The sequence below is a fragment of the Enterovibrio baiacu genome, assembly GCF_004120195.1.
GTDB lineage: Bacteria > Pseudomonadota > Gammaproteobacteria > Enterobacterales > Vibrionaceae > Enterovibrio > Enterovibrio baiacui.
Genome location: NZ_SCHN01000012.1, coordinates 23,204 through 37,394, shown reverse-complemented (window position 1 = coordinate 37,394; position 14,191 = coordinate 23,204). Strand labels below are relative to the sequence as shown.

The window sequence follows — 14,191 nt, the reverse complement described above, 5'->3', positions numbered from 1 at the left end:
TCGTGACGGCAAGATTTGAAAACATCAAATACATCGCATTCGATTTAGACGGAACGCTGGTTGATAGCGTGCCTGATCTGGCGGAAGGCATTCGTATGGCACTGGCAGATTTCAATCTGCACACTGCCACGGATGATGAAGTGCGTAACTGGATTGGTAACGGTGCAGAGATCATGCTCAAGCGCGCGCTTAGCCAAAGCGTGACGATTCGTCCTGATATCGATGAATCGCTTTACCGCCAAGTACGTGAGCGTTTTAACTTCCATTATGCGAACAACGGCCACGACAAAACCATCGTTTACCCTGGTGTGAAAACCACCCTGGCAGCGCTTAAAGATGCTGGCTTCGTGTTAGGTGTTGTGACAAACAAGCCTTATGAGTTTGTTCCAGAAATCCTTGCTGACTTGAGGTTGGCACACTATTTCACCGACGTGATTGGTGGTGATTCGTTGCCAACCAACAAACCGGATCCTGAAGGTTTGTTTTCATTGCGTGACAAACACGGCCTAACCGCTGATCAAATGCTGATGGTTGGTGACTCGAAGAACGATATTCTTGCCGCAAAGAATGCAGGTATCGCGTCTTTTGGTCTGACATATGGCTACAACTACGGCGAGCCTATCAGTGATAGTGCGCCAGATAGCGTGGCAGATCACTTTGACCAACTTTTAACGGTTCTCAGTACCGAAAAAACAGCGTAAATTAAACCTTCGATTTTCTCGAGCTTACAGTCAGGGTGTGGTCACTCTGGCTGATTTTACTGACAGGAACAGAAAGAACATGAGTAACCCAACGACCAAACCCATTGTACTTAGCGGTGTTCAACCTTCAGGTGAACTCAGTATCGGCAACTACATCGGTGCTTTGCGTCAGTGGGAACAAATGCAAGATGACTTCGATTGCCAATACTGCATCGTAGACTTGCACGCGATCACTGTTCGTCAGGAAGCGGAAAAACTGCGTGAGGCAACGCTCGACTCGCTAGCGCTATGTTTGGCTGTGGGTGTCACGCCAGAGAAAAGTAATTTGTTCATTCAATCGCACGTGCCTGAGCATGCGCAATTGGGCTGGGTGCTGAACTGTTACACGCAAATGGGCGAGCTTAACCGCATGACCCAGTTCAAAGACAAGTCAGCACGTCATGCAGAAAACATTAATGCGGGCTTGTTCGGCTACCCAGTCTTGATGGCTGCAGACATTCTTCTGTATCAAGCGAACCAAGTACCGGTGGGCAATGACCAGAAGCAACACTTGGAGCTGGCACGTGATATCGCGACCCGTTTCAACAATGTCTACGGTGATGTGTTCAGTGTGCCAGAACCGTACATCCCACAAGTGGGTGCGCGTGTGATGAGCCTGCAGGACCCGACGAAGAAAATGTCGAAGTCTGACGATAACCGCAACAACGTGATTGGTCTGCTTGAAGACCCGAAATCCATCGCGAAGAAAATCAAACGCGCGATGACCGATTCAGAAGAGCCACCACGTGTTCTGTTTGATATTCAAAACAAGCCGGGTGTGGCGAACTTGATGGGCCTGATGTCTGTTGCGACAGGCAAGACGTTTGCAGAGATTGAAGCAGACTACGCAGACAAGATGTACGGTCACCTGAAAACCGACACGGCAGAAGCCGTTGTTGCTATGCTTGAGCCCGTTCAACAGCGTTATGCGGAATTCCGTCAAGATCGTGCTTACTTGGATCAAGTCATGAAAGCCGGTGCCGAGAAAGCCTCTGAGCGTGCCGCTGTGACCTTGAAGAAAGTGTACGAAGCAGTAGGCTTTGTGACTCGCCCATAAGCCAGAACGCGTTCTCGTCCAATCAAATCAAAAAGCAGCGATTTCGCTGCTTTTTTTGTCATTATCCCTCGAGATACCTACCTGTAATATTTCAAAAAGACGCTTTCTCTTCCTGTTGAATGCTGAATTAACATCAAGAAATGAGTAGACACCTCCTGTCTCTATTCATGGACTTGGGGTGTTCATCACTTAAATGACATCTCTTGCTGTTACATATTCGCTGTGTTTATGACTTCACACGCAAATAAGGACAGCAAATGAAGATTTCAACATGGAGTCCATTGGCTCTAGCGTTAAGCGCTGCACTTCCTGCAAGTGCAGATGTGCTGATTACGGAATATGTCGAAGGTTCATCAAACAACAAAGCCGTCGAAATCACGAACCTTGGCAGTGACAGTGTGTCTCTCGACAATTGGGCCGTAAAAATCGCGTCCAATAACAACACGTCTTTCGGTTCCACCATTGCCTTGAGTGGTGCGTTGGCTGCCGGAGACTCTCTGGTGATAGGCAACAGCAATGCATCGTCAGACATCACCGACGTCAGTCAAATCACCTCGGGGTCGGTTAACTTTAACGGTAACGACGTGGTGGCGCTCGTGGATGGCAATGATAATGTCATCGATAGTCTTGGAGAGCTCGCGTTAGGGAGTAACTACGCCAAAGATGTCACCCTTCGTCGTCAAGCCGATAGCGTGGGGCGAACCGACCTGACCGCGACGTTCGATGTGTCTGCTGAATGGCAATCTTTTGACCGCGATACGTTTGATGGTTTGGGCTGTAGCGGCCTCGATGCGTGCGATGGCGGCGGTGGAGGCGGGAATGCCTTCACGTGTGAAGACCAAACGCTGACGCCAATTTATGCTGTTCAGGGCAGCGGCGATAAGAGCCCGTTGGTACCAGACGGCAGCTTTGAAAGCGAAGACACGTACTATGTCAGCGGTGTCGTCACCGCAGTCACTACCGATTTGTACAAAGGCTTTTGGCTGCAAGACGCGAATGGCGATGGGGACCCATCAACCTCTGACGGTTTGTACATCTTCACCGGCAGCGAGCCGACGGGGATTGAGCCGGGCATGCAAGTGTGTGCGGGCGGTAAGGTTAAAGAGTTCTTCAACCTGACAGAGCTAGATGCGCAGGGCGATCAATGGGAAGTGATTGATACCGTTGGCGAGCTGGCGGCGACAGACATTGAAGTGGGAGAAGACGAAGTGCTTGAAGACGCCCTTGAGCGTTATGAAGGCATGAAAGTGCGCCTCACTCAAAGCAGTGACATGGTGGTCACGCGTAACTTTGGTTTTGACTTTGATGCGTTCCGAAACAACATGGTGTTGTCGCATGAAGCTCCACTGGTCAAGCCAACACAGCTTTACGTGGCAGGCTCTGCAGAAGCCGCAGCGCTGGCAGCTGAAAATGCACAAAACCAGCTTTACATTGAAACAGACACCAACGCGCCAAATGGCGTCGTGCCGTACTTCCCTGGGCTGGATGCAGACCAAGGGTATATTCGCATTGGCGATGTCGTCACCAACCTTGAAGGTGTGATGGGGTATAGCTTCAGCAAATACCGCTTGGTGGCAACCAATGAAATCACGGCGGGTGATTTTGTGCGTGAGGAGGATCGAACAGCTGCTCCTGAAGAGTTCGCTGACACCAACCTTAAAGTCGCAAGTTTCAATGTGCTTAACTATTTCACCAGTGCGAGTGCTGTGGGCGGTGATTTGAATGTCACCTGTGATGACCAAGCAGATGCGGATGCATCGCGCGGTTGTAACCGTGGCACCAAAGACGCGGTCGAGTTTGAACTGCAACGCGCGAAAATCGTGAACGCGCTGGAAGCCATGGATGCTGACATCGTCGGCTTGATGGAAATCGAGAACAACGGTTTTGGTGACAACGGGGCATTGGCGGATTTGGTGACCGAGCTGAACACGCGCTTTGCGGACGAAGCAGACCACTACACCTATGTGACCCCCGCGGTTGAAGACCTCAATCAAGGTGCTTTCTTAGGGAGCGATGCGATTCAAGTGGCGTTGATTTACCGTGCTGCGGTGGTGTCTCCATCGGGTAATGCAGTGGTTGTGCGCATGCCAGAGCAACACATCTCGGGTGATAGCCCTGAGGGCGAAACACGCCAACTGGATAAATTCCAGCGCGATAGCTTAGTACAAACCTTTAACGTGGTGGATGAGCAAACATTGTCTATCGCGGTCAGCCACTTCAAATCGAAAGGCTCAGGTTGCTACGAAGATTGGATTGCCGGTGAATTCGATGATGATCCGGCCGACCTTCAAGGCCGTTGTAACGAGTTCCGTGTTTCTGCTGCAGAAACGCTAGGCAATGCATTGGCTGACATCGATGGCGACATTATCGCGCTGGGTGATTTCAATGCGTATGGCCAAGAAGACCCAATGCGTGTCATGACGGATTACGACGCTGCATCTGCAGAACGTAAGATTGTAACAGCGGCAGGCACTTCAATTGCTGGTGTGACGTTGGATGAGACTGCGCGTGAAGTGGGTAATGGCTTTGGCTACGTGAACCTTGCAACATCGTTCTTGGGCGATGACGCCTTCTCATACACCTTTGATGGTGAGTTGGGTAGCCTTGACCACGCAGTCGGTAACCAAGGCGTGGTAAGCAAGCTAACCGGTGTAGAAGACTGGCACATCAATGCGGTTGAAAGCACCTTGTTCCAGTACTCAGGCCGCTTTACGGGTGATCTGGTGAAATCCACCAATCCATACTCTTCGTCAGACCACGACCCTGTGATCATCAGTTTGAATTACGAAGAAGCGGCAGAGATGTTCAAACTGCGCTTTAAAAACAAGAGCGTGTTCTGGGTGCAGCCTGCCATCAATGGAAGCGTTGATAGCGACCGTCCATGGTTACGCGGGAAGAAAAACCGCAAATACACACAAGACAGCCCATTCCTGCAAGACATGGGCGTGGCATACGGCGACACCGTGTCGCTGAGTGTTCGTCTGTGGGGATTCATTGATATTCCGTGTGGTGATACGGTGATTGATGAGAAAACCGTCGCGGTGTTCCGTGGGTTTCAGTGCAAAATAAAATAACGTAAAACACCATTGAAATGGGCTCCCTCGGGAGCCCTTTTTTTTACCTTCGTTTTAATGGGTTACCTGCCAAATCTTGACTAAGCTTAAAAGATGTCTCGAAAGTTGTTTATTTTTCTCAAAAATAATCATTTGTGTGCTTGCTCAATGTATTAGGCGCAAACTCGGTAAAACGCATGTCGATAATCGAATCACTGACTCTCTTTTTTCTGCCGCCAGTGACAGACCAGCCTCTGCTGGAAGGGTATACCGATCCATGGATGTTGCTGCTTGCAGGTGGTGCATCATTCGTTGTAGCCGCGCTGGCCTTTCTGTATCGCCCATTGCAAGCGAGGCGGCAGCCTGTCTGGCAGTTTACGCCATTGCCGGTAAACGCCCTGACGCTCGCCTTCTCGCTTTGGGTGATGCAGGTGGTGAATGTCCTGTCCGTGTCGGTTTATCAAGATCTTGGGTTTGTGCCTGCCTTCTTGTTGTTCCCGCCGGTGATTACGTTTTTACTTTGCCTGTATGCGTTTCGATTGATTGCGTACAAATCCAACCCTCCGATTAAAATACTCATGGCCACCGGGCTGATCTCTCTTGCGGTGATGATCCAGCACACCTTTGGCTTTGCCGCCATTAACGGCGTGTCGATTGCTCAGTTTGATATGTCGATGTTCACCATGGCGCTCGGCATTTGCTCACTGCTGGTAGGTACAGCGCTGTGGCAGCGCTTTGGTCGCCATAAACAAGCAAAGTGGAACCGAGACATGAGCAGTGCGTTGCTCAGCGGCGCCACCCTGACAGTGGCTTCTCTGACGGTCGCTTTGATCATGCGCGACACCCTGACGTTGTCAGGGCAACCCGTTCGGGTTGAAAGCGCCCCCTTTGATCGTCGTGATGCGTTGATGATGTTGATCTTCGGCTTTGTGTTTATTGCCATTTTTAGCCAGATCGCCAACGCGCTGTTTATGCTCAAGGCGCGCGTCAAGCACCTTTCTGTGAAAGACGAAGAATTGGATCGTGTGATGAACACCATCACCGATGCCATCGTCGCGATTGATAGCAAAGGGCACATCACCTTTTTTAACGCGTCGGCTGAGCGTATTTTCGGTTGGCTGGCATCTGAAGCCATCGGTAAGAACGTGCGCATTTTGGTGACTGATGAACATCAACATCGCCATGACATGTATATCCACAACTTCATTGAGCGCCGTTCATCGGACGTGGTGGGGTCAACCCGTGAGGTCATGGCTAAACGAAAAGATGGCACATCGTTCCCGATCCGGTTGGCCATTGGCTTTCACCAAGGTGCTGCGGACAACAGTTTTGTCGCGGTGATTTCAGACATTTCTGAACAGCGTCATCTCGCATGGGCGCTGCGAGAAAATGCCAAACAATACCGCTCTTTGATCGCCAATCTGCCCTGTATGGCATTTCGTGAAATGACAGGCGGCACGCGGCATATGGTGTACATCAGTGACGCGGCGAAATCGATCACTGGATACAGTGCGTCCGTGCTCACCGGAGAAAATGGGGTCTCGCATTTCGTTGATCGTATTCATCCAGCCGACGCGGCGAACTACCGAAAAGTGCGCGAAAACGTGTCCCGTCGTAATGGAAAATACGACTGTGAATACCGCTTTTCGACCCGTGGCGATGAGGAAAAATGGTTTTGGGAAATTGGGCTGAGTTATCGCGCAGAGGATGGCAGCACCTGGATTGATGGTGTCATTGTTGATATCACCGATAAGCGTCAAGCCGAGGAAGACGTGGAAGAGAAGGTACGATTGGCCGAGAAGGCCTCGCAATCGAAAGCCTCCTTCCTCGCCAACATGAGCTACGAATTCCGCTCGCCCATGAACTCGATTTTGGGGTTGGCAGACATCCTCATTGATGCGGAAAAAGATCCGATTCACCGACATCACCTTGAGGTCATTAAAGAGTCGGGCAATAGCCTGATGAAACTTATCAATGACATTCTTGATACCTCCAAACTCGAAAGCCAATCCTTACCGCTCGACGTGGGTGAGTTCTCACTGGTTCAGCTTTGCCGACAGATCGAATTCATCGCCCGTGAGACCGTGCAAGCGCGTGAACTTCACGTCAGCCTCCATTACAGCGACGCGCTGCTTGATAGCTATGTGGGAGACTCTCGCCGTATTAAGCAGTTACTACAGAACATGATGCGCAGTGCGTTGACCAATACCGAAAACGGCAATGTGTCTTTGCATGTTCTTCCCATGAACGACATGGTGCGGTTTGCGGTTGCCAGCTATGCGGTGCAACCGAATGACATTCTGGGAAAGAAAAGCGTCCACACCGGGCAAACCCTCTCTGCCACCTTGATTACCCAGCTCATCGAATTGATGCGAGGGAATTTATGGTTTGATGGTGAGTCCATTCAAAGTTCGGTGGTGTACGCCGATTTACCGCTGATTGCCGTACAGCACGGCGCAAAATCTATCGACAGAGACACGGTGCAGCATTATGCCTTGCCGCCGCTTGAGGTGTTGGTGATTGATGATGTACAGCGCAATCAGCAAGAACTTCGCGACATGCTGCTACGCCAAGGGGTGAAAGTCCTGACCTTCACGGACATGGATGCCGCCGAAGATTTAATTCGCACGCAGCAAGTCGATGTGGTGCTGATGGACGCTTATGTGTCGGAAGAGGTATACCCTTCACCAAGAACGCTGCGTGAGTGGGCGGGTGACTCGCGCAAAGAACCTGTTCGGGTGATTGCCATGAAACTGGCTGTCGACTCAACTTCCACCGATGAATGGCAAGGGCGCGGATTTGATGACGTGATCAATAAACCGTTTGAGTGCGAAGCGGTATTTGATGTGCTGAAACGTTGCATGGGCATTGATGAGAGCAGCAATGTCACTGTATTGACCCAACCCGTCACCCAAGAAGAGAAGGTCTATTTCAATGAATCATGGGCGTTCCAGCAATGGCCGACGTCAGACATTCTTCTCAGCATCGTGAGAGAGTTTCGTCTCAACTACCTCGACATGCCCGTCGTGGTCAAACGCATGGTGCAGGAACAGCCTGATAGCCTTGAGGACTACTTCAAAACGGCCATTGACGCGGCTGAGTGCATTGGCTTTGAAAAGCTTCCCCATGACATGAGGAAACTGCTCGCCGCGCTGCAAGACGGCGATGTGTCTGAGCTTGGTCACCAGTTGGAATCATTGAACGACTGTTTATCTGTATCGTTCGACAATGTGTTGGCCTACCTCGGTGTGCGCAGAGAAGAGATGAATGATGCGGAAGCCACTCCCATGGCGCCTGCAACGTTTAACAAGAAGACCGAAGAGTTTGTGTCTAAGCTGGCGGAAGGCCAGTTTGACGATGTGCTTTACAAGGAATTGGTGCCCGCCATGGCAAGCTATGTAGAGCCTCCTTTGTTGGCAACCTTTGTCGCTGCTATCGAAAACTTCGAGCTGGATGATGCCTACGACATCTTCCTGACAGTGTTAGAACATGTGCCCGCAGCGCAAGAATCTGGAGTACAAGGTTATGGCATATAAAGTGCTGGTGGTGGATGACGAGCCGAGCAATCTGCATGTCATGCGTACCATACTGCAAGAGCAATACACCCTTATTTTTGCCAAAAATGGGGAGCGCGCCATTGAGCTCACCATGCAGCAAAAGCCGGATCTTATCTTGCTCGATATCATGATGCCGGGCATGAACGGTTATGAGGTGTGCCGTATTTTGAAACAAGAGCGCACCGTGAGCCACATTCCCATTGTCATCGTCTCTGCGCTTGATGAATACCAAAGCGAAGTGGAAGGCTTGAAAAGTGGGGCGGCGGATTTTCTGATCAAACCTGTGTCGCCTGAATTGGTGAAAAGCCGCGTGGGTCATTTACTTGGTGAAGCGCGCGCAACGGCCATGCGGGAGAATTACCAGTTGGTCATGAATCAAATTGCCGCAGTGGCGGCGTTGCACAACAACGAAGTGGAGATTTCTGCGCCGCGCATTGCGCAATGCTGCGAATGGTTGGCCATCAAATACGGGTTAACCAAAGCCAAAGCCGAAGACATCAGCTTGGCCTATCCGCTTTGTGCTTTGGGAGAATTATGGGATGACGGGGGCGGTAATAGCACCCCAGATTGTCGCAGTATGTTGTTACTTTCAGAAGCCACGAATGGGTTTGCCGCGGTGTCGGTGAGCTTACTGACATACAAAAATACCCGTTGGGACGGTTCAGGGTTTCCAGAAATCGAAGGGGATAAAATCCCTGAAGAATGCCGCGTCGCCATTGCGGCCGAGCTACTTGATAAAGCCATTGAAGGTTGTGATGGCAACATTGAAGAGCGGGTTCAGCGAGGTATTTATGCGGTCACTCAAGAAGCGGGAACCCTGATTGATCCGCGGATTATTCACTTAATTGACGAACACAGTGACGAGCTGACAGGCCTTTATCGCGAGTGGCTTCACAACCCTTGGCCAACCCCGATTTTGCCGATCAATGAGTTTTAGCTGCCCCATCTGGTGCAGTCACGAGAAGCTGTGATAGCATTTGCGCCCAATCTCGCTGACGTAACGCGAGAGGGATGTGATGGGAATGCTTGTGCTGTTAATTATCGATAATTACGACTCTTTTACTTACAACCTGTATCAGTATTTCTGTCAGTTGGGCGCGGACGTTGTGGTGCGCCGCAACGACACCTTGACGCTCGCTGATATTGAGGCCATGTCGCCGACACATCTCGTTATTTCTCCTGGTCCTTGTACGCCTGATGATGCGGGCATTTCCCTTGACGCCATTCAGCATTTCGCGGGGAAGTTACCGATTTTGGGTGTGTGCTTAGGGCATCAAGCGTTGGCCCAAGTTTTTGGTGCAAACGTGGTGCGAGCGCGCCAAGTCATGCATGGGAAAACCAGCCCAGTGGTGCATCAAAACCAAGGTGTCTTTCAAGGCCTGAATAATCCGCTTACGGTCACGCGATACCATTCGCTAGTGGTAGAACGCGCGTCATTGTCAGACGCGTTTGAAATCACTGCGTGGACAGAACGCGATGGCGAGTTTGATGAAATCATGGGAATTCGTCACCGCGAATTGCCGCTGGAGGGCGTGCAGTTTCACCCTGAAAGCATCATGACTGAACAAGGTCATCAACTGCTCGCAAACTTCCTTTCTTCAAACGTTTAATCTCCGATTTACCTGCTTTCATGTTCAACGCGCCGCCCGCGCGCGTTGTTGAAAGACGATCAACCTCACCGATTTTACATTTTCATTTCGCTGTTTTCGTACCGTTAACACTGAAACCTTATTCAGTCTGCGCGGGACAGGTCACCTTTCTTTCCCACAAGGAAAGACACTCTTGCCACTTCCTGTATTAATTAATCGCCCCATATTGCGCATAAATATGGCCCAAGGGTGAATTTCCACGTTACGTCACCAACGAATATAAAATTATCTGCTATTGATGCGGTTAACGAAATGTAAATACTATGCTTATAGCAGAATCGACAGAAGGATATGAGCGATGACAGCCGAACATAAAGTAGAACGTAAACTGTTCGATGAAGTCATGGTGCCATGCTACGCACCCATGACGATGATTCCTGAGAAAGGAAAGGGCGCGCGTATTTGGGATCAGGACGGCCGAGAGTACATCGATTTTGCTGGTGGTATTGCCGTGAGCTGTTTGGGGCATTGTCACCCCGTCATGGTTAACGCGTTGAAAGAGCAAGCTGAAAAGCTATGGCACCTCAGCAATGTCATGACCAACGCGCCTGCATTGCGCTTGGCGAAAAAGCTCACGGAAGTGAGCTTTGCTGAACGTGTATTCTTTGCTAACTCGGGCGCAGAAGCCAATGAAGCTGCATTGAAATTAGCGCGTCGTTGGGCGGTAGATGTTCATGGCCCAGAGAAAAGCGAGATCATTGCCTTCACGCAAGGCTTCCATGGCCGCACATTCTTCACCGTGACGGTCGGTGGTCAAACCGCGTATTCAGATGGGTTTGGCCCTAAGCCTGGCAATGTCACGCACTTGCCGTACAACGATTTGGAGGCGCTTTCTGCCGCCATGTCTGACAAAACGTGCGCCATCATGATGGAACCGCTACAAGGCGAAGGTGGCATCATTACACCTGATCCTGCGTTCTTGCAGGGTGTTCGCGAACTGTGTGACAAACACAAAGCCCTGCTGATTTTTGATGAAGTACAAACCGGTAATGGCCGTACAGGAACGTTTTACGCGTACGAGCAAACCGGTGTGACGCCAGACATTCTAAGCACAGCAAAATCGCTGGGTGGTGGTTTCCCGATTGGTGCCATGCTAACCACAGAAGCGCTGGCTGCGCACATGAAGGTGGGCACGCACGGTTCGACTTACGGCGGTAACCCACTGGCATGTGCTGTGGCGGAAGCCGTGGTAGAAGAAGTCAGCAAGCCAGACGTGCTGGCAGGGGTTAAAGAGCGTGAAGGCTGGTTCCGTGAAGGGCTTGAAGCACTTAACGCGAAATACAAGATGTTCAGCGAGATCCGCGGTAAAGGGTTACTGATCGGCGCAGCACTTAATGATGAGTGGCAAGGCCGTGCACGTGATGTGTTGCTGGCGGCGGGCGACGAAGGACTGCTATTGCTGGTTGCAGGCACCAATGTTGTGCGTATGACGCCATCGCTTGTTATCACCAAAGAAGAAGCCGAGGAAGGCTTAGCGCGTCTCGACCGCGCACTTGCAAAACTCGCGGCAGCCTAAGCTGTCGCCATTGTGGCGTTCCCTTGAACGCCACCAAAGTTTGCTGCATCAGGAGGAAGTAGGATGCTGGTAATTCGCCCAATCAGAGAATCTGATTTTGACGCGCTTATGCTGTGCGCGGAAGAGTCTGGAATTGGTTTTACCTCGTTACCGGTTAACGAAGAATTGATTCGTGGTCGTATCGATCACTCTGTTGAAAGCTTCGCACGTAACGCAACATCTCCGGGTACAGAAGGCTACTTGATGGTGGCTGAAGATACCGAAACGGGAGAAATAGCAGGGACGACAGGGATTGAAGCGGCTATTGGGTTAGAGAACCCTTTCTATAGTTATCACATCAGTAAAGTGGTGCATCACTCGCGTCGCTTGAACGTGCATAACGTGGTTGAAGTGCTGACATTCGGTAACAACTACACCGGTGCGACAGAAATCTGTACCTTGTTTTTGCGCCCCGAATTCCGCGGCGGCTTGAATGGTCGTTTATTGTCTAAATGCCGCTTTTTGATGCTGGCGCAGTTCCCCGATAAATTCTCCGACATCATCTTTGCCGAAATGCGCGGTGTGTCCGACGAAGACGGTAACTCTCCGTTTTGGGCATGGTTGAAAGAGCATTTCTTTTCTATCGAATTTACCTTGGCAGATTACCTCACGGGTATCGGTCAGAAAGGTTTTATTGCAGACCTCATGCCGAAACTGCCGATTTACGTGAACCTGCTGAGCGATGAGGCACGCGAAGTCATTGGGCAAGTGCATGAGAAAACACGCCCAGCGCTGCGTTTGCTTGAAAAAGAAGGCTTTAGCTGTCGTGGGTATGTCGATATTTTCGATGCTGGCCCGACAGTGGAATGTATGCGCCAGAACATCGATTCCATTCGTCGCTCTTTCACCGCGAGGGTGAAAATTGCCGAGCACGGCAGCGCGCAAGATTACCTTATCTGTAATAACGATTTTCAATCATTCCGAGCGACAGCGACCAAAATTGGCGTCGATGAAGAGCGCAATGAAGCGCTGATCAGTCAAGAAGTGGCGAATGCCCTTTTGGTGAGTGAAGGCGATACCGTGCGATTGGTTGCGCTATAAGCCGCCTTTTTGCACGGCGTTGATGAACGCCTCGTTCGTGATGGTGACAGGAGACACTCATGACACAATGGATTGATAACCAAGCGGTTGCAGGGAAGGGCGATGCCTTTCAATCCCTGAACCCTTTTAACAGTGAATCTGTGTGGGAAGGCCATGCGGCAACGCCAGAACAAGTGGAGTCTGCGGTGCGCGCGGCTCGCACGGCATTTTCAAGCTGGAAGAACACCCCCTTTTCTGAGCGCCAAGCGCTGGTGGAAAACTTCGCAGAAAAAGTAAAAGAAAACAGCGAACACATCGCGAAGGTTATCGCAGAAGAAACCGGGAAGCCTCTTTGGGAAACGCGCACAGAAGCTGCGGCCATGGTGGGTAAAATCGCCCTTTCATTGCGTGCACATCAAGAGCGTACGGGTGAACGAAGCAAAGACGTCGCGGGCACACAAGCGGTACTGCGCCACCGTCCTTTGGGTGTCATGGCCGTCTTCGGGCCTTATAACTTCCCTGGGCACCTGCCGAACGGTCACATCGTGCCTGCGCTCTTAGCGGGCAATACCGTTGTCTTTAAACCGTCAGACCAAACCCCGAAAACCGCAGAAGAAACCATGAAGCTGTGGATTGAAGCTGGCTTGCCAGAAGGCGTGATCAACCTTGTTCAAGGCGCACGTGAGACGGGTGAAGCGTTGGCGCAATCAAAAGGTATTGATGGTCTGCTCTTTACGGGCAGCGCCAATACTGGGCACATCCTGCACCGTCAATTTGCGGGGGAGCCGGGCAAAATGTTAGCACTTGAAATGGGTGGCAATAACCCGATGGTGATTTCTGAGCAGTTTGGAGAGGTAGATGCCACGGCATACACCATCATTCAATCTGCCTTTATCAGTGCAGGCCAACGCTGTACCTGCGCGCGACGCTTGTATATTCCGCACGGAGAGCGCGGTGATGCGCTTCTCGCACGTTTGATTGAGATGACCAAGCAGATCAAAGTGGGCGGCCAGTTTGAAGAGCCTGCGCCGTTTATGGGGGCACAAATCTCTCTGGCTGCTGCCAACGGTATTCTTGCTGCGCAGGAAAACCTAGAGTCTCTAGGTGGTGAGCCATTGCTGAAAGTAACACTGCTTCATGATGCGGTGGTCTCGCCAGGTATCATTGAAGTGAGCAAGGTCGAAGCACTGCCAGACGAAGAGTACTTCGGTCCCTTGTTGCAGGTCGTGCGTTATAGCTCGCTGGAGCAAGCGGTAGAGCTTGCGAACGACACACGCTACGGGTTGTCTGCGGGCCTGATTTCCACCAACGATGCGGAGTGGCAATACTTCCTCGACAACATTCGCGCCGGCATTGTTAATCGCAACCGCCAATTGACGGGGGCGAGCGGGGATGCACCGTTTGGTGGACCTGGCGCGTCAGGTAACTTACGTCCGAGTGCCTATTATGCGGCGGATTACTGTGCCTACCCAATGGCATCGATGGAAGGCGACGATGTGTCCTTACCGGGGCAACTTAGCCCTGGGCTATCGTTGTAACTTTTGACATCTTACAGCCTGT

9 protein-coding genes are annotated in these 14,191 nt (G+C 51.2%); all 9 read left to right on the top strand.

Annotated features, from left to right (window positions below):
* The first annotated feature begins 2 nt into the window (after window positions 1-2).
* The 9 genes from EQP46_RS13700 to astD all read left to right on the top strand — a co-directional run bounded on the left by EQP46_RS13700 (window position 3) and on the right by astD (window position 14,169).
* Window positions 3-701, top strand: coding sequence for a phosphoglycolate phosphatase (locus tag EQP46_RS13700; protein ID WP_129494207.1), 699 nt, complete (start codon window positions 3-5; stop codon window positions 699-701).
* 79 nt (window positions 702-780) lie between these two features.
* Window positions 781-1,797, top strand: coding sequence for a tryptophan--tRNA ligase (gene trpS, locus EQP46_RS13695; protein WP_129494206.1), 1,017 nt, complete (start codon window positions 781-783; stop codon window positions 1,795-1,797).
* Between the two features lie 257 nt (window positions 1,798-2,054).
* Window positions 2,055-4,871, top strand: coding sequence for an ExeM/NucH family extracellular endonuclease (locus EQP46_RS13690; protein ID WP_129494205.1), 2,817 nt, complete (start codon window positions 2,055-2,057; stop codon window positions 4,869-4,871).
* A gap of 176 nt (window positions 4,872-5,047) precedes the next feature.
* Window positions 5,048-8,386, top strand: coding sequence for a PAS domain S-box protein (locus EQP46_RS13685; protein WP_194956793.1), 3,339 nt, complete (start codon window positions 5,048-5,050; stop codon window positions 8,384-8,386).
* Window positions 8,376-9,344: a response regulator gene (locus EQP46_RS13680; RefSeq protein WP_129494203.1), complete on the top strand. Its 969-nt coding sequence runs from the start codon at window positions 8,376-8,378 to the stop codon at window positions 9,342-9,344. The genes EQP46_RS13685 and EQP46_RS13680 overlap by 11 nt, the downstream gene beginning before the upstream one ends.
* A 91-nt stretch (window positions 9,345-9,435) precedes the next feature.
* Window positions 9,436-10,017: an aminodeoxychorismate synthase component II gene (locus EQP46_RS13675; protein WP_129494354.1), complete on the top strand. Its 582-nt coding sequence runs from the start codon at window positions 9,436-9,438 to the stop codon at window positions 10,015-10,017.
* Between the two features lie 337 nt (window positions 10,018-10,354).
* Window positions 10,355-11,572 carry an aspartate aminotransferase family protein gene (locus EQP46_RS13670; protein WP_129494202.1) on the top strand — a complete coding sequence of 406 codons (1,218 nt, stop codon included), beginning with the start codon at window positions 10,355-10,357 and terminating at the stop codon, window positions 11,570-11,572.
* A gap of 63 nt (window positions 11,573-11,635) precedes the next feature.
* Complete coding sequence (gene astA, locus EQP46_RS13665) at window positions 11,636-12,652, top strand: arginine N-succinyltransferase (protein WP_129494201.1); 1,017 nt, start codon at window positions 11,636-11,638, stop codon at window positions 12,650-12,652.
* 59 nt (window positions 12,653-12,711) lie between these two features.
* Complete coding sequence (astD, locus tag EQP46_RS13660) at window positions 12,712-14,169, top strand: succinylglutamate-semialdehyde dehydrogenase (protein ID WP_129494200.1); 1,458 nt, start codon at window positions 12,712-12,714, stop codon at window positions 14,167-14,169.
* Window positions 14,170-14,191: the final 22 nt, after the last annotated feature.